General features: G+C 75.0%; 17 protein-coding genes and 2 pseudogenes. 9 read left to right on the top strand and 10 right to left on the bottom strand.

Annotated features, from left to right (window positions below; genetic code table 11):
* Positions 1-349, top strand: a pseudogene (locus STRAU_RS06070) (MFS transporter); the annotation flags it as partial.
* Positions 350-1,386: 1,037 nt separating this feature from the next.
* Positions 1,387-1,833 (top strand): hypothetical protein, encoded by a 447-nt coding sequence (locus tag STRAU_RS44410; RefSeq protein WP_310592222.1) that lies wholly within the window; start codon positions 1,387-1,389, stop codon positions 1,831-1,833.
* A gap of 18 nt (positions 1,834-1,851) precedes the next feature.
* Here the strand turns inward: STRAU_RS44410 and STRAU_RS06060 are convergent, their stop codons facing one another.
* Complete coding sequence (locus STRAU_RS06060) at positions 1,852-3,072, bottom strand: acyl-CoA dehydrogenase family protein (RefSeq protein WP_016639367.1); 1,221 nt, start codon at positions 3,070-3,072, stop codon at positions 1,852-1,854.
* A 151-nt stretch (positions 3,073-3,223) separates the two neighbouring features.
* On the opposite strand from STRAU_RS06060, the gene STRAU_RS06055 reads away from it, so the two are divergent.
* Complete coding sequence (locus STRAU_RS06055; protein WP_016639366.1) at positions 3,224-5,161, top strand: CoA transferase; 1,938 nt, start codon at positions 3,224-3,226, stop codon at positions 5,159-5,161.
* Positions 5,162-5,299: 138 nt separating this feature from the next.
* Complete coding sequence (locus tag STRAU_RS06050; protein WP_016639365.1) at positions 5,300-7,006, top strand: class I adenylate-forming enzyme family protein; 1,707 nt, start codon at positions 5,300-5,302, stop codon at positions 7,004-7,006.
* Positions 7,007-7,110: 104 nt separating this feature from the next.
* Here the strand turns inward: STRAU_RS06050 and STRAU_RS06045 are convergent, their stop codons facing one another.
* From STRAU_RS06045 to STRAU_RS06020, 6 genes are all read right to left on the bottom strand, one after another.
* Entirely contained in the window at positions 7,111-7,923 is an 813-nt protein-coding gene (locus STRAU_RS06045) for a metal ABC transporter solute-binding protein, Zn/Mn family (RefSeq protein WP_016639364.1), read from the bottom strand.
* Positions 7,878-8,750, bottom strand: a complete 873-nt coding sequence (locus tag STRAU_RS06040; RefSeq protein ID WP_016639363.1) for a metal ABC transporter permease — start codon at positions 8,748-8,750, stop codon at positions 7,878-7,880. The genes STRAU_RS06045 and STRAU_RS06040 overlap by 46 nt, the downstream gene beginning before the upstream one ends.
* Positions 8,751-8,855: 105 nt before the next feature.
* The gene (locus tag STRAU_RS06035) at positions 8,856-9,494 is read right to left on the bottom strand and encodes a metal ABC transporter ATP-binding protein (protein WP_037657799.1); all 639 of its coding nucleotides are present in this window, start codon (positions 9,492-9,494) and stop codon (positions 8,856-8,858) included.
* Positions 9,495-9,617: 123 nt separating this feature from the next.
* Positions 9,618-10,142, bottom strand: a complete 525-nt coding sequence (locus tag STRAU_RS06030) for a copper chaperone PCu(A)C (RefSeq protein WP_259299834.1) — start codon at positions 10,140-10,142, stop codon at positions 9,618-9,620.
* Positions 10,135-12,441 carry a heavy metal translocating P-type ATPase gene (locus tag STRAU_RS06025; RefSeq protein WP_052028973.1) on the bottom strand — a complete coding sequence of 769 codons (2,307 nt, stop codon included), beginning with the start codon at positions 12,439-12,441 and terminating at the stop codon, positions 10,135-10,137. The genes STRAU_RS06030 and STRAU_RS06025 overlap by 8 nt, the downstream gene beginning before the upstream one ends.
* 86 nt (positions 12,442-12,527) lie before the next feature.
* Complete coding sequence (locus STRAU_RS06020) at positions 12,528-12,794, bottom strand: hypothetical protein (protein WP_037657797.1); 267 nt, start codon at positions 12,792-12,794, stop codon at positions 12,528-12,530.
* A 197-nt stretch (positions 12,795-12,991) separates the two neighbouring features.
* Here STRAU_RS06020 and STRAU_RS06015 point away from each other — a divergent pair, with 197 nt between their 5' ends.
* The 4 genes and pseudogenes from STRAU_RS06015 to STRAU_RS06000 all read left to right on the top strand — a co-directional run bounded on the left by STRAU_RS06015 (position 12,992) and on the right by STRAU_RS06000 (position 15,892).
* Positions 12,992-13,375 carry a cell division protein SepF gene (locus tag STRAU_RS06015; RefSeq protein WP_016639357.1) on the top strand — a complete coding sequence of 128 codons (384 nt, stop codon included), beginning with the start codon at positions 12,992-12,994 and terminating at the stop codon, positions 13,373-13,375.
* Positions 13,376-13,501: 126 nt separating this feature from the next.
* A pseudogene (locus tag STRAU_RS06010) lies at positions 13,502-14,696 on the top strand (AAA family ATPase).
* A 78-nt stretch (positions 14,697-14,774) separates the two neighbouring features.
* Complete coding sequence (locus tag STRAU_RS06005) at positions 14,775-15,098, top strand: nucleotide pyrophosphohydrolase (RefSeq protein ID WP_016639355.1); 324 nt, start codon at positions 14,775-14,777, stop codon at positions 15,096-15,098.
* 296 nt (positions 15,099-15,394) lie between these two features.
* A complete protein-coding gene (locus STRAU_RS06000) occupies positions 15,395-15,892 on the top strand; it encodes a DUF6099 family protein (RefSeq protein ID WP_016639354.1) in 498 nt (165 codons plus the stop codon).
* 157 nt (positions 15,893-16,049) lie between these two features.
* Here STRAU_RS06000 and STRAU_RS05995 read toward each other — a convergent pair whose 3' ends face one another.
* Complete coding sequence (locus STRAU_RS05995) at positions 16,050-16,298, bottom strand: hypothetical protein (protein WP_037657795.1); 249 nt, start codon at positions 16,296-16,298, stop codon at positions 16,050-16,052.
* A gap of 263 nt (positions 16,299-16,561) precedes the next feature.
* On the opposite strand from STRAU_RS05995, the gene STRAU_RS05990 reads away from it, so the two are divergent.
* On the top strand, positions 16,562-17,485 hold the full coding sequence (locus STRAU_RS05990) for an LLM class F420-dependent oxidoreductase (protein ID WP_016639352.1): 924 nt from the start codon (positions 16,562-16,564) through the stop codon (positions 17,483-17,485).
* 109 nt (positions 17,486-17,594) lie between these two features.
* Here STRAU_RS05990 and STRAU_RS05985 read toward each other — a convergent pair whose 3' ends face one another.
* Both STRAU_RS05985 and STRAU_RS05980 read right to left on the bottom strand, forming a co-directional pair.
* The gene (locus STRAU_RS05985; protein WP_259299833.1) at positions 17,595-17,894 is read right to left on the bottom strand and encodes a hypothetical protein; all 300 of its coding nucleotides are present in this window, start codon (positions 17,892-17,894) and stop codon (positions 17,595-17,597) included.
* Between the two features lie 142 nt (positions 17,895-18,036).
* A complete protein-coding gene (locus STRAU_RS05980; protein ID WP_037657793.1) occupies positions 18,037-19,503 on the bottom strand; it encodes a hypothetical protein in 1,467 nt (488 codons plus the stop codon).
* Positions 19,504-19,627: the final 124 nt, after the last annotated feature.

Raw genomic sequence — 19,627 nt, 5'->3', positions numbered from 1 at the left:
GGCGGCGCTGCTGCTCGCCGGGGCGGCGGCGGTGGGCCCGCTGGTGTGGGTGGCGGCGGTGGCCGTGGGCGTGTTCGCGGTGTCGGCCAACGCGGTCTCCATGGTCCTGGTGATGCAGCGGGCGGCGCCGGGCCGCGCGGGCCAGGACTCGGCCCTGGTCGCCGCGGGCTTCTTCGCGGGCTTCGCCCTCGGACCACCCCTGTTCGGCCTCCTGGCGGCAGCGGGCCGCTACGGCTGGGGCTGGATCCTGGTGGCGACGGAGTGCGCGGCGGCCTGCGGGGTGGCACTGGCATGGGCGATACGGGAGCGGCGGCGCGCGGGGGCGGATGGTGGGGAGCGGGATGGGTGACGTGAGCGAGCCGACGTGGGGGAGGAGACCGGGCACGGACCGCGAGACGGATGACACCCGCGCCGCTGCGGATGGGGCTCGCCCCGCAGTGCGTTGGGCCGGGTCCGCAGGTGACCGGCTGGGCTCTCCGGGCGGCGGGCTTGGTGCGGAGGTGTCTCGGGCCGGTGTCACGGGTGAGTTGGCCGGTACGGCGGTGGGTGGTGCCCGCCCGGCTGGGGATGGGGCTTGTCCTGCGGCGCAGTGGGCCGGATCAGACGACCAGCCCGGTCCTCCGGGCGACCGGCCCGGCCCCGCAGCGGGATCGCGCCGACACGGCCGCGACTGGGCCGGGCCCGCCCTCGACGCCGTGCTCGGGCGTGTGGTCGTGACCCGGGACGAGGTCGGTGTGCGGTTTCCGTTGTCAGCCGCACCCGGCACCGGGGCGTGGACGACGACCCGGCGCGGGGCGTGGACGGGCGGCTTCTGGGCGGGGCTGCTGTGGCTGCGTGCCCGGCACACGGGCGAGCGAGCGGACCGGGCGGCCGCCGAGGCATGCACCGCGCGCCTTGCCGGCTGGGCCGAGGCGGACACCGCGACCCGCGGCCTGATCCTCTGGTACGGCACCGCGCTCGCCCCCGACTCCGCAGCGGCCACCACCCTCCGCGCCCACGCCGCCCGCACCTGCCTCACCGCGCTCGACCCCGAACTCGGCCTGGTCCCCTGGGGCTCGGCGTTCGGCGGCCCCCGCCTGCTCGCTCGCGCGGACGCCGTGCCGGGCCTGGTGCCGCTCCTCGCCTCCGCGGGCCCGCGGGGCAGGGCGGCCGCCGCCTCGCACCTGCACCGCCACCTGGACCTCTGCGTCGGAGCAACGCCCCGCCTCGCCCCCGCCTGGGAACACACCCCCGCCACCGGCTGGCGCCCCCTCGCCGAACCGGCCCCCCCCCCTCGCCGAACCGGCCCCCGGCTGGAGCCGCGGCCGCGCCTGGCTCCTGCTCGCCGTCGCGGACGCACTCGTACACCCCCACGGAGCCGTCGGAGACCCCGACCACCTGCACGCGGTGGCGAGACGACTGGGAGCACCACTCACCGCGGCACGGCCCGCGGACGGCGCGGTGTACGCGGATCCGACCGCCGCCCCCGCGGCACCCCCCTTGGTCCCGCCCGCCGACGAAGACCGCCCCGACGGCCCCCTGGACACCTCCGCCGCCGCCATCACCGCCGTCGCCCTGCTCAAGCTCGCCGCCCTGCCCGGCGCCGAGGACTGTGCCCGCCGCGCGGAGGCGATCCTGCACCGCCTGGTCTGCGCGCACCTGAGCGGCACCGGCACCGCCACCACCGGCACGACCGCCGACCCCGGCCCCGCCCGCCCCGCCGGCATGCTCCTCGACGGCTGCCACGACGCCCCCACCGCGACGGCCGTCCAACACGAGCTGATCTGGGGTGATTTCTTCCTGGCGCTCGGCCTGGCCGTCCTCACGGGCGACGTGGACCCGCGCGACGTATGACGGCAACGGCATGACGCGCTACGCGTACCCGCGCAGCACCCGCCGCGCCACCGACGTGATGTGCGACTCGTCCGGCCCGTCGAGGATCCGGGCCGCGCGCCCGGTCCGAAGGAGCGCGGGCAGCGCCGTGTCCGGGCCGAGCCCGGCCGCGCCGTGGACCTGGATCGCCGCGTCCACGACCTGCTGGAGCGTGCGCGCGGCCGCGACCTTCGCGAGGCCCACCTCGACGTGCGCGTCCTCGCCCGCGGCGAGCCGCGCCACCGCCTCGCGCACCAGCGGACGCGTCGTACGCAGCGCGAGCAGCGACTCGAACACATGGCGCTGCACGAGCTGGTGGGAGGCGAGCGGGCCCCGCGACCCCGTGCGGGCGACGGCGCGGGCGGCCATCAGGTCGAAGGCCCGCTGCGCCTGCCCGAGCCAGCGCAGACAGCGCAGCGTCCGGCCGAGCTGCAGCCGCTCCCCGGCGACGGCGAGCGCGCCGCCGCGCCCGCCCACGAGATGGTCGGCGGGCACGCGCACGCCGTCGAACGCGATCTCCCACTGCCCGCTCGCGCCCAGGACGGGCAGTTCGCGTACGAGGCGGAAGCCCGGGGACGCGGTGGGCACGAGGAAGAGGGTCAGGCCGTCGCGGTCGGGCGGCGCGCCGTCGGTGCGGGCGAGCACCGTGACGAGGTCGGCGCCGCCCGCCCCCGACGTGAACCACTTGCGGCCGGTGAGCCGCCAACTCCCGTCCGGCTCGCGGGTGGCGCGGGTGGCGGTGAGGAAGGGGTCGGTGCCCGGTACGTCGGGTTCGGTCATGGCGTAGCAGGTGCGGAGGTCGCCGGCGACGAGCCCGGTGAGGTACGCCTCGCGGACGCGCGCGGTGCCGTGCCGGCGCAGCATCAGTACGTCGAGCAGGGGCGCGGAGCCGAGGGCGGCGGGCCCGTGGTCGCTGGCGCCCTCGGCCTCCGCGAACGCGGCGTACCGCTCCAGGCAGAGCCCCTGCCCGCCCAGTTCGGCGGGCAACGGCAGCGCCCACAGCCCCTCCCGCCGCGCCCGCGCCCGCACCTCCCGCAGCACGGCGTCGGCCGGCGGGCCGCCCGCGTCCAGCACGTTCTCGTGGGGGATGACGTGCTCGGCCACGAAGGCGGCGACCCGGTCGGCGAGACCGGGAAGCTCGGGGGGCGCCTCGCCCGTGCCTCCATGCCGCTCGGTCAACTCTTCGGTCGGCTCTTCGGTCAGCTCTGCGGACTCTGCCACCGCTTCTTCCTCCAGTTCACCGGGAACCCGCGGGCCCGGGCGCCCGACTGTCTCTCCAGGGAACTGGTCGGCTGCCGACGGCCTCGGGTTCCCGCGTTCGGAACGACCCCGGCGGGCCTTGCCCCGCGCCGGGAGAGGAGACACGACCGACATGACGTCACCACCCCTCACCACCGCACAGACCACCGCCCGGCCCCTGGAAGGACTCCGCTGCGACATCGCAGGACCGCCCGGGCTGACGCGGGTCGTCACCGAACATCTGCGCCTGCTCGGCGCCGAGACGCACGGCACACCGGAGGACAGGACCCCCGACGCGTCCGGAGCCCATGTCGCCCTCGCCGGGGCCGGGTTCGAGCCGGTGACGGCCGAGGTGCTCTGGGCGGAGCCCGAAACGGGTCCCGAGGGCGGGGCGTCGCGCGACGCGGTGGCCACCGGGGCGGCGGAGGCCACACCCGCCGTCCACGACGCACTCGCCGTCCACGACGCACTCGCCGACCACGACGAACCCACCGTCCGCGACGAACCCACCGTCCAAGCCGCCACCGGCATCATGGCCGTGCACGGCCGCCGTGACGGCGCTCCGCGCGGGCTCGGTGCCGACTACGCCGCCACCGCCGCGGGCGTCCTCGCCGTTCAGGGCCTGCTGGCCCAGCTCCTCGCGCAGGCGCGCGGCGGCGAGGCGCGCGCGGCGGGTCGCGTGCGGACCAGCGCCGCCCGCGCGGGGCTGCTCGCCGTGTCCCAGTACCTCGCCGCGACCGGCGCCGACGAGGGCGAGGCCGCCGAACTCGCCCCGGGCGGACCCCCGTTCACCTCCGCCGACGGCACCCTCTTCGAACTGGAGACCCTCGACCCCGGCGCCTGGGCCGCGTTCTGGCGCGCCCTCGACGCCCCGGCCGAGGCGATACGCGGCGGCTGGCGCCCCTTCCAGTTCCGGTACGCCACCGCCTGCGCCCCCTTCCCCGACGCCCTGCACACCACGGCCCGCGGCCACCGCTGGACCCGTATCCAGGAGGCCGCCGCCGCGTCCGGCGCCGAAGTGTGCGCCCTGCGTACGCTCGCCGCGCGCGCCGCCGAGTACGACGGCGCGGCCCCCTGGTCCCTGGCCCGCCTCAGCCCGGCCGCCCCGCCGGGGAAGCGGCCCGGCCAACTCCCCACACCAGAACTCCCGTTGGCCGGGATGACCGTCCTGGAGGCGGGCCGCCGCATCCAGGCCCCGCTGGCCGCCCACCTGCTGCGCCTCCTCGGCGCCGACGTCGTACGCGTCGAGCCGCCGGGCGGCGACCCGCTGCGCGGCATGCCGCCCGCCTGCGACGGAGTCTCGGCCCGCTGGCTCGCCCTCAACCGCGGCAAGCGCGCCGTCGAGGCCGACATCAAGGCACCCTCCGGACGCCGCCGCCTGCGCGAACTCGTCGCCGACGCCGACGTGTTCCTGCACAACTGGGCCCCCGGCAAGGCCGCCCAGCTCGGCCTGGACGCCGCCGACCTCGCCGCCGTCAACCCCGGCCTGGTGTACGCGTACACCAGCGGCTGGGCCGACCGGCTCGACGACGCCCCCATGGGCACGGACTTCATGGTGCAGGCCCGCACGGCCGTCGGCGAGGCGGTGCGCCCCGCCGACGAGCCGCCCGCGCCCTCCCTGATGACCCTCCTCGACGTACTCGGCGGCCTCCTCGGTGCCGAAGCCGTCCTCGCCGGGCTGCTCCTGCGCGAGCGCAACGGCGGCCTCGGCGTCCGCGCGGACTCCTCCCTCCTCGGCGCCGCCGACACCCTCCTGGCCCCCGCCCTGCGCCGCGCCGCCCGCGCCGCCCGGGGCGCCGAACCCCGCCCGCCCGCCGGTTTCCGCCGCCCCCTGCGCACCGCCGACGGCTGGCTCGCCCCTACCGACGCCTGCGCGGCCGCGGCGGCGGCGTACGACGTGAGCGCGCTGCCCACACCGGAGGCGCTGACCCTGCTCCGCTCCCACGGCCTGACGGCGACTCCGGTCACCACGGACCTCGCGTCCCTGCACACCGACCCGCGCTTCGCCGCCACGATCGGCCGGGACGCCCACGGCGCCCCGACGGTCCCGGACCCATGGACGTTCACATGAGCCCCGTCCGCGCTCACTGACCGGCCACATCCGCCGCGCCGGTCACCCGCCGCCCTCCCCGGTACGCCCGGCTCCTCGGCATGCCCCGAGCCCGGCCCCCGCGCGCTCCCTCCCACCCCGAACACGTCAGGAGCCCTCATGCCCCACCCCCTGCACGACCTGCTCCCCGTCTCCCTCCGCCGTGCCTGGGCGGTCGACGGGACCTGCCCCGATCTCGACCTCTACAGCCTGTTCCGGGCACGGCAGATCAGCGACCTGCACCGCACCGCCGTCATCGACGCCAAGGGCAAGCTCTGCTACACGGCACTCGACCGCAAGGTCCGATGTCTGGCCGTCGGGCTCAGACAGCTCGGCATCGGGGCGGGCGACGTCGTCGGCGTCCAACTGCCCAACAACCGGAACGCCGTGATCGCCGACCTCGCGCTCGCCGCGATCGGCGCGGTCGCGCTGCCCTTCCCCGTGGGCCGGGGCGCCGCCGAGGCCACGAGCCTGCTGCGCCGCGCGGAGGCCGTGGCCGTCATCGCCGCCACGGAGCACCGCGGCACCCATCCCGCGGCGGCGCTCACCGAGTCCGTGGCGTCAGCGGCGGCCACCGATCCCGCCGTCGGACAGCCGACCGTCCGGCACGTCATAGCCGTGGGCCCCGGCCCCGCCCCCGAAGGGGCCGTCTCCTTCGGGGAGTTGCTGCGCCGCAGCGACCCGTCCGCGTTCGTCGCCGCCCGCCCCGACCCCGACGGCCCCGCCCGCATCCTCGTCTCCTCCGGCTCCGAGGCCGAGCCGAAGATGGTCGCGTACTCCCACAATGCCCTCGCCGGCGGGCGCGGCAACTTCTTCGCCTCGCTGATGCCGGATCCGGCGACCCCGCCGCGCTGTCTCTTCCTCGTCCCGCTCGCCTCCGCCTTCGGCTCCAACGGCACGGCCGTCACGCTCGCCCGGCACGGCGGCACCCTCGTGCTGCTCGACCACTTCACGCCGGAAGCCGCGATCGCCGCCGTCCGGGAGCACGAACCCACCCACGTCCTCGGCGTCCCCACCATGGCCCGCATGATGCTCGACCGCCTGGAGCAGGAACGGGAGCAGGACCAGGAAGGGGCGGGCAAGCTGCCCGCGCCGACGGCCCTCGTCCTCGGCGGCTCCCCGCTCGACGCCACCACGGCCGCCGAGGCGCGCCACGCCTTCGGCTGTTCCGTCGTGAACCTGTACGGCTCCGCCGACGGCGTCAACTGCCATACGGGCCTCGACACCAGGCCGGACCCGGAGAGCACCGACGGCCACGGCATCGTCGCGGGCCGCCCCGACCCGCGCGTCGCCGACATCCGCGTGGCGGACCCCACCACCCACGAGCCCCTGCCGGACGGCACCGTCGGCGAGATCGTCGCGCGCGGCCCGATGACACCGCTCTGCTATGTCGGCGCCCCCGAACTCGACGCCCGCTACCGCACCCCCGACGGCTGGGTCCGCACCGGTGATCTCGGGCTGCTCGACGAGGACGGCGTCCTGCACGTCGTCGGCCGCCTCAAGGACGTGGTGATCCGCGGCGGCGCCAACATCAGCCCCGCGGAGGTCGAACGGGAGCTGAGCTCCCACCCGTTGATACGTGACGTGGTGTGCGTCGGCGTACCGGACCCGGTGATGGGGGAGCGGCTCGCGGCCTGCGTCGTGCCGGTGTCCCGCGCCGCCGGCTCCGCCGCGCCCACCCTGGACGACCTGGGCCCGCACCTCACCGCACGCGGCCTCGACCGCGCCAAGCACCCCGAACGGCTGCTGGTCGTCGACGAGTTCCCGCTGACCCCGGCGGGGAAGCCGGACCGCGCGGCGCTGCGGGAGCGGGTCGCACGCGCCTGACTTTTCCCCTGACGGGGCGCGGGCCTGGGCCTGCGCCCCCGAGGCGACCGCGGGGCCCCGGGGACGGCAGTGGCTGCCGGGCCCCGGGGTTCAAAGGCAGGCTCTCAGGAGCTCTTCATCGCCTTCTTCAACTGCGCCGCCGCGTCCTCGTACACCGACATCAACTCCAGGTCCTTCCCGGGGTAGTTGACGATCTTCACCTGTTCGGCACCGGAGTCGGGCAGCACCTTCCCGGTGGACATGTGCGCGTTGTCCAGCACGAACGCGGGCTTCTTCGCGGACAGGCGGGCGAGCTGGGAGGCGGTCACGGCCTCCGGTCCGTACGTGCCGACGGTCCGCGCTCCGGCCATCCGCGCCGACCACGTGGTGAACACCTGGCTGACGACGGCCGGGCTCCTGCCGCCGGGCCAGGCCGCCTTGAGGTCCTTGGAGAGCTTGGCGTACTCGCGGTCGAAGGTCTTGGTCCAGCGCGCGGCCGCGTCCTTCGTGCCGAACAGGCCGCCGAGCCGGGCCACTTCGCCGCGCACCTTCCCGGCGTCGTTGTCGAGGTTCACCTTCACCAGCTCGGCGTCGGAGCCCGCCGCGTCCTTGATCTTGTCGGCGTACGGCTCGAACGGCGCGTACAGCACGAAGTCGGCCTTCGCGACGGCGGCGAGGTCGGACGGCTTGGGGTCGTAGTCGGGGGCGTGGTGCGTGGACGGCGGGACCAGGACGGTGACGTCCTCGGCGCCCGCGGCCTTGGCGAAGGCGCCCTCCCACGTGGTGGTCGCGACGACGACGGGCCCGCCCTTCTTGCCGCCGGAGCCGCTGCCGGAGCCGTCGGACTTGTCGTCGTCACCGCAGCCGGCGGCCGTCAGGGCGAGCGCGGCGCTCAGTGCGACGAGGGTGACGCGGCGGCGGATGCGGGGGGTGGACATGAGGTGATGCTCCGTTCGGGGATGAGATGGACGGCGAGGACGACGGCCCCCGCGGTCAGGACGAGGACGGGCCCGGGCGGCCAGTCCAGCCAGAGGGCGATGAGGAAGCCCGTGACGTTGACGGCGACGCCGATGGCCACGGCCCACAGCGCGATGGTGGTGAGCCGCTTGCCGAGACGGCGCGCGGCGAGCGCGGGCAGCAGGGTGAGCGCGTCCACGAGCAGCGCCCCGGTCAGCTTGATCGCGCCCGCCACGGCGACGGCGACCAGGACGAGCAGGACGACGGTGAGCGGGCCGACGCGTACGCCCGAGCACTGGGCGAGTTCACGGTCGTACAGCAGCAGCGCCAGGTCGCGGCGCCGCCACCAGAACAGCGCCGGTACGACGACGGCGAGCACCCCGACCACGACGATGTCCGCGCTGCCGACGGACAGGATCGACCCCCACAGCAGCGCGAACGCGCCGGAGGCGTTGACCCCGGAGACGGAGAGCACGAGCAGGGCCGCCGCGATGGCCATGCTCATCAGGAGCCCCATCGCCCCGGAGAGCCCGGCGGGCGTGCGGGCCAGCGGCGCGACGCCCGCCCCGGCGAGGGCGCAGGCCACGAGCGCGCACAGCATCGGGTCGAGGCCCGTGAGCAGTCCCACGGCGATGCCGAGGAGCGCGACGTGCATCATCGCGAACCGCACCGGCATGATGTCGAGCCCGACGATCACCACGCCCACGATCGGCAGGCCGACGGAGGCGAGCAGCAGCGCGAATCCGGCGCGCTGCACGGGCACGAGCTGGAGCATCAGGCCGAGGTCGGCCGTGGCGAGAACGGTCATCGCCGCACCCCCGGGGCTCCGCCCCGGACCCCGCGCCCCGGACCCCGCTCCTCAAACGCCGGAGGGGCTGCATTCCTGCGGCAGCGGGGAGCTCCCCGCAGGGCCTCACCGCGCCACCTCCCGCAGCCGCCCCGCAGCCATGTCCAGCACGCGGTCGCAGCGCTCGGCGAGCGCACGATCGTGGGTGACGACCACAAGCGTGACCGGCAGCGCCATGAGCGCCTCGGCGGCCTCCTCCTGCCCCGCGAAGTCGAGCGCGGCGGTGGGCTCGTCGGCCAGCAGCACCCCGGCCCCGGCGGCGACGCAGCCGATGGCGCGGGCCAGATACATCCGCTGCAACTGGCCCCCGGACAGCGTGCCCAGGGGCTGCCGCCGCAGCGCGCCCACACCCAGGGCGCGCGCCGCCTCCGCGGCCTGCACGGGCGCGCCGCCGGAGTCCAGCAACTCGCCCGCGAGCAGCGGGAACCGGCCGGCCGCGGGCTTCTGCGGCACCCACGCGCAGGCACGCCGCCGCCACACCCGGTCCGCCGCGGACGCGGTGCCGCGGCCGCCGACGAGGACGGTGCCCGCCGTCTGCCGGTGCAGCCCGAGGACCGCCCGCAGCAGCGTGGACTTGCCGGAGCCGTTCGTCCCGGTCAGCGCCACGCGCTCGCCCGCGGCGACCTCCAGGTCCACGCCGTCGACGGCGACCACGCGCCCGTGCCCGCAGGTCACGCCCCGCATGTGTACGTCCAGACCACCCATCCGCCGTCCGTGCTCCTCTCCCGGCCTCCGGCCTCCGCCTTGTGCGGCAGTAGTCGGACGGACGGCGCGGGAAGTTCCCGTACGCGGACGACGGATCCCGTACGCGTGCCACGCGGACGCGGCTCAGCTCCCGGGCCTGACCACCTCCGCCCGCACCGCCACCGCGCCGGCGTGCCGGAAGCGCAGCACGAACGGCACCTCGTCACCGAGCCGCAGCGGCCTCGTGGGCCGCAGCATCACGTCCAGGCCCTCGGGCGTCATCCGCACCACGGACCGCGCGGGCACGGCCGCCGATTGCACCATCCGCATCGACTCCACGTTCCCGGCCCGCTCCACGGTCCGGCTGAGCATGACGTCGTCGGCGTCGGGTGAACTGACAGACAGCAACTCGTCGCCCGACTCCCCGCTGTTGGTGATGCGGAAGAACGCCGCGGTCTCCGCCTTGCCGCCGTACGCCAGGAACACCCGTCCGTCCGCGACGGCTATCCGCGCGGGCCCGCCCGCGGCCCCGGCGGCGACCCAGGCCGACAGGCCGCACAGCGCCAACGCGCAGGCGAGGACGGGGGCCAGCACACCGGGCAACGCGGCACGCACGCGCGCGTGCAGGGCGGTCCCGCCGCCTTCCTCGTGCACCTCACGCCTACGCACCGAAGGACCCCCCTCGCGCGCCACGAGCCCGCGCCGCACTGCGCGGCACCGGCTCCCACGTACGCAGCCGCAGGCTGTTCCCGACGACCAGCAGGGAACTCAACGACATCGCGACGGCCGCCGTCATCGGGCCGAGGCGGCCGACCGCGGCGAGCGGCACGGCGAGGGCGTTGTAGCCGAACGCCCAGACCAGATTGGCGCGGATGGTGGCCAGGGTGCGGCGGGCGAGGCGTACGGCGACGGCGGCCGCGCCGATGTCCCCGGCGACCAGCGTCACGTCGGCCGCGCCGATCGCCGCGTCGCTGCCGCAGCCCATGGCGATGCCCAGGTCGGCGCGGGCGAGCGCGGCCGCGTCGTTCACGCCGTCGCCGAGCACCGCGACCCGGCGCCCCGCGCCCCGCAGCCGCTCCACCAACTCGGCCTTGTCCTCGGGCGTGCAGCCCGCGTACACCTCGCCGATCCCCAGCTCGGCGGCCACCGCGTGCGCGACCGCCGGACGGTCCCCGGTGGCGAGGACGGGCTCCACGCCGAGCCGCCGCAGCCGGTCGACGGCGCGATAGCTCCCGGCCCGCAGCACGTCCCCGACAGCCACGACGGCCTCGACGACGCCGTCGACCCGCACGAGGACGACGGTCCGCGCGGCCGCCTCGGCGTCGGCGAGCGCGGTGGCCAACTCCTCGGAGAGCAACGGCCGTTCGGGGACGCCCTGCGCATGCTTGGTGCCGGAGTGCGCGGTGCCGGGGGAGCACACCTCCACCCGGTGCCCCTCGACCGTCCCCCGCACGCCCCAACCCGGCGTCGCGCGGAAGTCGCTCACCGGAGGCAGTTCCGCCTCCGGCTCGGCCCCGCGGGCGTACGCCGTCAGGGCGCGCCCCAGCGGATGCTCCGAGCCCCGCTCCACCGCCCCGGCGAGCCGCAGCGCCGCCTCGCGGCCGAGTCCGCCGGGGGCGGCGGTGACGTCGGTGACCGTCATGTGGCCCGTCGTCAGCGTGCCGGTCTTGTCGAGGACCACCGTGTCGACTCGGCGCAGCGTCTCCAAGGCGCGCGGCCCGCCGACGAGTACGCCGAGCTGGGCGCCGCGGCCGGTGGCGGCGAGCAGCGCGGTGGGCGTGGCGAGCCCGAGGGCGCACGGGCACGCGACGACAAGGACCGCCACGGCCGCGGTGACCGCGCCCTGCGGGTCGGCCCCGGCACCCAGCCAGAACCCGAGGACGGTGACGGCGAGCGTCAGGACCACGGGAACGAACACACCCGCCGCGGCGTCCGCGAGCCGCTGGGCGCGCGCCTTGCCCGCCTGGGCCTCCGTCACCATCCGTGTGATGCGCGCGAGTTGGGTGTCCGCGCCGACCGCTGTCGCGCGCACCACAAGCAGCCCGCTCGCGTTGACGGCCCCGCCGACGACTTCCTGGCCGGGGCCCGCCTCCACGGGCTCGCTCTCGCCGGTGACCAGCGACAGGTCGAGCGCGGAGTTCCCGGACACCACCACACCGTCGGTGGCCACCCGCTCCCCGGGCCGGGCGATGAACTGCTGCCCCACCCGCAACTGCCCCACGGGGACCCGCCGCTCGCCGCCGCCCGCGTCCCGTACGGCGACATCCTTGACGGCCAGCGACGCGAGCGACCGCAGGGCCGCACCGGTGCCGCGCCGGGCCCGCGACTCCAGGAAGCGCCCGGCGAGCACGGACAGCGGTACCCCGACCGCCGCCTCCAGATACACGTGGTGCGCGCCGCCGCCCGCCGACGGCAGCACCTCGAACGGCATCCGCATCCCCGGCTCGCCCGCCCCGCCGAGGAACAGCGCGTACGCCGACCAGGAGAAGGACGCGGCCACCCCGAGCGACACGAGGGTGTCCATGGTCGCGGCGGCGTGCCGCAGCCCGGCGAGCGCCCGCCGGTGGAAGGGCCACGCGCCCCACACCGCCACCGGCGCCGTCAGCACGAAGCAGAGCCACTGCCAGTTGCGGAACTGCCAGTCAGGCACCATCGACAGGACGAGCACGGGCAGCGAGAGCAGCGCGGTGACCAGCAGCCGTTGGCGCTCGGCCCGCGCCTCGTCGGCGCGCGCGGCCTCCTCGCCCGTACCCCCGGGCGCCTCTCCCGCTCGCGGTTCCGGGTCCGGCGGCGGGGGCAGTTCGGCGGTGTATCCGGCGCGTACGACGACGGCGACGAGCTCGTCCGCCGCCGTGCCCAGGGGGTGGCGCACCCGGGCGCGTCCGGTGGCGAGGTTCACCGTCGCGCTGACGCCGTCCAGCCTGCCCAGCTTCTTCTCGACCCGGTTCACACAGGCCGCGCAGGTCATGCCGCCGACGATCAGGTCGGTGGTGACGGACTCCGGCGCGGCGGCCGCGGTGGGTGCGGCCGGCGCGGTCGTGGATTCGGCGCCCACTAGCCGTGCCCCCCGTGGCCGCCGTGCGTACCGCCGTCCTGGTCGCCGCCCGTCCCGCCGTCCGTGCCCGAGTCCGGGGTCGAGGACCGCATCCCCGGCGCCACGGGCCCGACGGACGAGCCGACTTGGTAGGCGACGGCGAAGACGACGACGAGCAGCACGAGGAACCCGAGCAGCGCGGGCGGAGGCCGCCACGCCCTGCCCGGACGTCCCTTCGTACGCGAAGAACTCGGCGTACCCGAAAGGGATGAAAGCTCGTCTGGCATCGACGCTCCCGTGGCTGATCCGGCGGCGCGGGCAGCGGAAGGACCGCACCGGTCAGGTGGTCGCGCGCGGCGGCCGGGGAGTTCCCCGGCGGGTGTGAGACATCCCATCCGGCCGTGTCGTGGTTGGGCCGATCGGGTGAGTTGCGCAAGAATTGCCTGGTGCAGACGTTGAGGACGAGCCAGGACGGGGTTGCTCTGTGACCAGCCACGAAGCCACCGACGAACAGTGGGAAGGGCTCGCCCAGGTCGTACCGCTGCGCGGCCGCAACGAATGGCCGTCGTGGCCCGGCCACCGCGCGCTGCCCGACGCCGAGACGGAGGCGCGGCGCCGGTTCGTCGTGACCCGCGTGAACATCTTCGCCGACGCCCGCGAGGTCGCCGAGAACCTGATGTCGCAGACCCCGGTCCTGCTGGACCTGTCCGGCGCCGAGACCGAAGTCGCCAAGCGGGTCCTGGACTTCAGCAGCGGCGTGGTCTTCGGCCTCGGCTGCGGCATGCACCGCGTGGAGAAGAACGTCTTCCTGCTGTCCCCGCCGGACACCGAGGTACAGGGCCTGGTGGAGGCCGCGACCGGCATCTAGAGTCGCCGCTCGCCTCCTAGCCCAACCAGCCGCCCCGGGCGGCGCATTGATCAGTGATCCCTCAATCGTGCGAAGGTCGTACGGGCAAAACGGTTCGGCTGATCCACCGGCCCATAGCTTCCGTTCATGACTGTGCACTCCCGCCGTGCGCTCGCGCAGAATCCGTTGTCCCGGGCCAAGCCACGCGTCACCGAACTGCGTCTTTCCGCCTTCGCGGGGCATCGCGGCGCCGTCTTTCCGCTCGGCCCGCTCACCCTGTTCACGGGTCCCAGCGGCAGCGGCAAGACGAGCGCGCTGCGGGCGTACGAGGCGCTGGCGCTGCTCGGCGCGGGAGCCGAGCTGATCGATGTGTTCCCGCAGCCCACCCGCTGCGTGCCCGAGCGCGCGCGGGCCGACGGGCAGGCGCGCCGCGGCTTCCGCATCGGCTGCACGGTCGACGGCCCCGCGGGGCCCGTCCGGCTCGACGTCGCCGTACAGGCGGAGCCGGAACTGCGCATCGCGGGCGAGCGGTTGACGCGCGACGGGCTCACCCTCCTTGAGACCGCGCTGCGCGATCCCGGACGGCGCGCCGTGCAGGCCGCCTGGCACACCGCGGGCGCCGCGCCCGTGACCCGCGCGCCGCTGCCCGACGACCGGCTCGGCACGGCGCTGCTCCCGCTGCGCGTCGCGGGCAAGACCGACGGACAGCGGCTCCCGGCGGCTCGTGCTCGCCGCCGCCGAACAGGTCGTCGTCGCGCTGCGGTCGGTGTTCGCCTGCGACCCGCGGCCCGGCCGCATGCGCGATCCGGTGCCGCCCGGCCTGATCGGCGGGGGCCGTCTCCTCGGCGGCTGCGACAACCTCGCGGAGGTGCTGTGGCGCACCCGCGCCGAGTGCGGCAACCGCCACTCCCAGCTGGTGACCGCGCTGCGCGCCGGGTGCGCGGGCCCGATCGCCGACGTGCTCGCCGCGGAGACGCGCGACGGCTCGCTGCGCGCGCTGCTCGACCGCGGCGACGGGGTGCGCACCTGCGTCGGCCGGCTCGGCGACGGCGAACTGCGCTATCTCGCGCTCGCCCTGGTGCTGCTCACCGGGCCGCGGGTGCTCGAGGTCGACCCGGTGGCGGAGGTCCCTGAGGCGTACCAGAGCCTCACGGTCCTCGCCGACGGCTTCGACCGCTGCCTGGACCAGCGCCAGAAGCGGGCGCTCGCGGATCTCGCGACGCGCATGTGCGGGCGCGGGCACCTGCGCCTGATCGGCGCCGTGGCCGACGCGACGTGGGCCGCGACGGCGGACGGCGTGACGGTGGTGGACCTCGGCAGGCCGGGAGGCGCCGGGCGATAGCCGGGGGGACGCGGTGGGGCGGGAGTCGAGGGGAGCGGCCGACGGATGCGGTCGACGGGATGTAGTTGACTGGGGCCCGTGACAGATCATGACGTAGCGGGACTGCAGCGCAGGCTGGCCGAGTTCGCGGCCGCGCGGCACTGGGAGCCCTTCCACACGCCCAAGAACCTCGCCGCCGCGCTCAGCGTGGAGGCCGCCGAACTCGTGGAGATCTTCCAGTGGCTCACGCCGGAGGAGTCGGCGCGGGTGATGGACGAACCGGACTCGGCGCACCGCGTCACGGACGAGGTCGCCGATGTCCTCGCCTATCTCCTCCAGTTCTGCGAAGTGCTCGGCATCGACCCGCTGGAGGCGCTCGCCGCGAAGATCGACAGGAACGAGCACCGCTTTCCGGCGCCGTAGCGCGCCCGGCGGAGCGCGGGCGTCGCCCGGGCCCGGCTCGGGCGGCGCGGAACCGGCGCCCGGCCCACCTGTCCCGCGAGTCCGCGGGCGTCACCGCCCGTTGGACATGCCGAAAGCCCCCCAAAGACACCTCATCGTCACTCTCCGGAGTGGATGCATTGTCCACTGTCGATTTTTTGTCCACAGATTTCAGGCTTCCTCTGGCTTTTCGTCCTGAAGGCGCTCACTGTGGGTAGTGGATAAGGGAGTTCGGGTGTACGTGCCGTGTGTGGGCGCGGGATGAATGGGGACGGCGCATGGATGCGATGCGGCTCATCGAGGCGAGCAGGTGCGCCCTGGCGCGGAGTCAGGAGCCCGCGGCCATCGTGGCGGAGGTGTGGCAGTCCCAGGCCCTGGCGCAGGCCATCGGCAGCCGCCTCGCTGTCGCGGGCCCGCCGGAATTACGGGGCGAGGCGCTGGGCCTCAGCGAGCTGAGCGGCCGGGGCTGCGCGGTCCTGCCCCACCCGCCGTCCGAGGCGGAGGAGATACGCGCGGCGGGCCTCACCGGGATAGGCGACGCCCACGACACCCTGCTCGGCCTCGGCGCCCTCCTGGGCGAAGTGGGCATCGCCCTGGTCACGGTGGCCATGGGCGCCGACGACGAGGGGGTGTACTGGCAGTGCATGGAGGCCATCGACGCCGCCGACGAGTCCAGGGACCGCGTCCTGGAAATGCTCCGCAGACTCGCGGCGCGTTCTGGCGGGGGCGCCTTGGACAGGGGGAGAGGGGACCAGAACAGCCCCTCCGGCGTTTGAGGAGCGGGGGTTCGGGGGCGGGGGTTCGGGGGCGGAGCCCCCGTGGCGGAGGCCGGTTCACGGCACGTGGTTGTAGGCCAGGGCGGCGCCCCCGACGCCAGGGGCGGGCCTCGGCGTCGAGGGGGCGGCGGCCCGGTGGCGCGCCGGAGTCGCGCCGTCAGGCGGGGTCCGGCTGCTCGCCCGGCGGGCGGCTGGCGGTGGACTGCTGGAGGTCCGCGTCCAGTTGGGTCAGATCCGCGTTGAGCGCGGCCATCAGCTCCTCCATCTGCTGCAGCAGACCCTTGGGCGGGCCCGGCTGCTCGGCGGCCGGTGCGTGCGCGCGAGCCTGCTCGGGCACGACCTCGTCGCGGCCCTGATCCGGCGCGAACGGGTCGTGCGCCTGCTCGGGCACGGCTTCCTGGGACATGACGGCCTCCTCGGCCCGCGCCCCGCCGGACCGGGAGCGGCCCCGGCCGGACAAGGCAGTTGGTGCAAGGGTCGCCCCGGCAGCGGCCGCCGGCGCGGGTGCCGGGCGGTCCGGCTCCGCCGAGCCAACGATCACCCGAGCGGCACAGTCACTGGGGCGGGCCCGCCCCGGCCGCCGGGTTGACGGATTTCACCCGACCGGGGCGGCGGCGGACCGGCGGGACCGGGAAGGTTGACGGGCGTTCGAGCGTGCAGGATGGAGGCATGGATCTTCGCATCTTCACCGAGCCCCAGCAGGGGGCCACTTACGACACGCTGCTCACGGTCGCCAAGGCCACCGAGGACCTGGGCTTCGACGCCTTCTTCCGCTCCGACCACTATCTGCGCATGGGGTCGGTCGACGGCCTGCCGGGGCCCACGGATGCCTGGATCACGCTGGCAGGGCTGGCCCGGGAGACGAAGCGGATCCGGCTCGGCACGCTGATGACGGCAGGCACGTTCCGGCTGCCGGGCGTGCTCGCCATCCAGGTGGCGCAGGTCGACCAGATGTCGGGCGGCCGGGTCGAACTGGGTCTTGGCGCGGGCTGGTTCGAGGAGGAGCACAAGGCGTACGGCATCCCGTTCCCGAAGGAGAAGTTCGCGCGTCTGGAGGAGCAGCTCGCGATCGTCACCGGGCTGTGGGCGACGGAGCCGGGCCGCACGTTCTCCCACGACGGCGCGTACTACCAGCTCACCGACTCGCCCGCGCTGCCCAAGCCGGCGCAGGCCAAGGTGCCGGTGCTGATCGGCGGGCACGGCGCGACGCGCACGCCGCGTCTTGCGGCGCAGTACGCGGACGAGTTCAACATCCCGTTCGCCTCGGTGGAGGACAGCGAGCGGCAGTTCGGCCGGGTGCGGGACGCCGCCGAGCAGGCCGGCCGCAAGCCGGACGACCTGGTGTACTCCAACGCGCTGGTGGCCTGCGTCGGCAAGGACGACGCCGAGGTGGCGCGCCGTGCGGCGGTCATCGGCCGTGAGGTGGAGGAGCTGAAGGCCAACGGCCTCGCGGGCTCCCCGGCGGAGGTCGTCGACAAGATCGGTCGCTACGCGGAGATCGGCGCGAGCCGCGTCTACCTCCAGTGCCTGGACCTGGCCGACCTGGACCACCTGGAGCTGATCTCGGCACAGGTGCAGTCGCAACTGCCGTAACGCACCGCGGTCCTGCGGCCCCGGGCCCGCCGACGCATCGGCGGGCCCGACCGGCCACGACGGGGCCGCAGACGGATTTCGGCCCGTCGCGGCACTACCAGCGGAGCGCTCAGCGGCCGTCGGTGCCGTGGGAGACGATGAAGTACCTGCCGCAGTCGCCGCCGAACTTCCACTTGCCCCGGCCCACCCACTTGCCGTAGATGGTCTTGCCGTTGCTGCATTCGGTGACGGCGCGGGCCTGGCCGCTCTTCACGTTGCAGTTCGCGGTCCAGCGGTTGACCTTCACGTTCCAGCCGCTGCAGCTGTAGTTGCCGGCGGCGGAGGCGGGTGCGGCGGTGGCGAGGCCGCCGGCGAGGAACGCGGCCGCGATGGATGTGGCCGCGACGCGGCGGGACACAGTGAGCTTCAAGGAAGTCTCCCCCAGAGATGCCCTGACGGGCGAACGAGATGGCTGCGGACACGGCAGAGCGTGTGCATGATCATTCTAAGGGGGCGTAAGGCCGGGCAGGGGCCGGGGTAAGTGGGCGCCAGGCCCGGGCGACGAACTGGGTCTAGTGCACGAGGCCGATCGTCGTGAAGGACGCCTGGTCCCGAGAGGTCGTGCCGTCCGTGATCCACCAGTGCGTGGGGTGGTCACCGTAGAGGCCGTAGGAGATGCCGGTGGCCCAGTGCAAGATCAGTTCGTCCTTGCCGTCGGCGTTGAAGTCGGCGGCACCGGCAGGCCGGGCGTGCCGCAGCTCCTCTGGTGTGTGCGGCCTGTCAGGCCCTTGGCGCAGGACTTCGGTGTGCTTCTCGCCATCGATGAGGGTGGCGTTCTCGTGAGTGGGGACCAGGATGGCGTCGCGGCCGTCGCCGTCCGGGTCGGCGGCCGCGTACCCGCCGGATCCGTAAGAGGTGTCGACGTCGATGGGCGTCAGGGGCAGTCGACGGGTGACTGGCGTGCCACCGCTGCCGGGATATACGGCGAGCGATCCGGCGACCTCTGGCGCCTCGCTCGCATGGCCGAAGTCGACGCGGCGGTTGCCGTCGTCGCCGACGGCTGTGTCGCGCAGTCCGTCACCGTCGAAGTCGCCGAAGGCTTGGGCGTTGCCGGGGCGCAACTCCTTGCCGTCGGCCGAGAGGCCGCGGCCGCGGCGGGCCTGGAAGAAGGTGCTTGGCGTCTGTTCGCCGCCGTACTGCTGGTGGTGGATCAGCAGGGAGGTCGCGCGGGGCTTGCCGGACGGGTCGATGTCGTCCGCGACGAGCCGGCCCTCCTTCCATGGCAGGCGCGTGTCGGTGCGGGCCGGTGCGCCGGAGCGCTTGAACGGGCCGTACAAGAGCACGGTGGCCGACCGGTTCTGAGCCAGCCCGGCGAGGTCATGGTGCCCGTCCCCGTCGAAGTCTCCCCGCACCACGCGCGATAGGCCCGACACCGCGCTCCCCGGCAGGCGCACCGGTGTGGCCTCGGCCCCCGCCCGGGGCCCGCCGGGGCCGCCCCAGGAGATGTAGGAGGTCATATGCGGAGCGTTGATGTTGCCGTACCACTCGCCCACGGTCTCCGTGACGAAGTCCGGGAAGCCGTCGCCGTCCAGATCGGCGGTCAGCACCGTACCTCCGGTGACAACGTCTCCTCCGGCGATCGAGTCTGCGCCGGACCCTCTTGACCCCTGCATCGGTTCCGGCAGTCCCAGCTCGCGCCCCCCGTAGACGGTGCGCGTGGCGGGGTCGAGTCCTCTGGCCGAACCGTAGAACACGCCGATCCGCTCACCGCCGCCGGCCTGGTCCGTATCGGCGGGCATCGGCACCAGGAGGTCGGTGTAGCCGTCTCCGTTGATGTCGTCGGGGTCGTTCGAGCCCTCCCCGGCCCTCGGCGCGCGGCCCTCGGCAGGCGCGCCGGGCACCGACGCAGCGGCAGAGGCCGACGGCTCCGGGCCGCCTCCGTCACCGTCGCACGCGCTGAGTGCGACAAGCGCGGCGCAGAGGGCGAGGACGGGCCGGGTGCAGAGGGTGAGGACCGGCCGGGAGGTCCGAGACTTCATGCGCCCACCCTGTCATCCCGTCAAACACAGCTCTGGCCGTTCGGCCTCGGTCCGGCCATCGACACAGAGTGATGGCCGACATGCTTCATCCCCACAGTCGTGGCAGCTACTTGCAGTCCTGTCG

Origin of the sequence: Streptomyces aurantiacus JA 4570 (assembly GCF_000414115.1) — a bacterium.
Lineage (GTDB): Bacteria > Actinomycetota > Actinomycetes > Streptomycetales > Streptomycetaceae > Streptomyces > Streptomyces aurantiacus_A.
The sequence above is the reverse complement of the archived record's forward strand: the minus strand, read 5'-3'. Positions and strand labels throughout refer to the sequence as shown.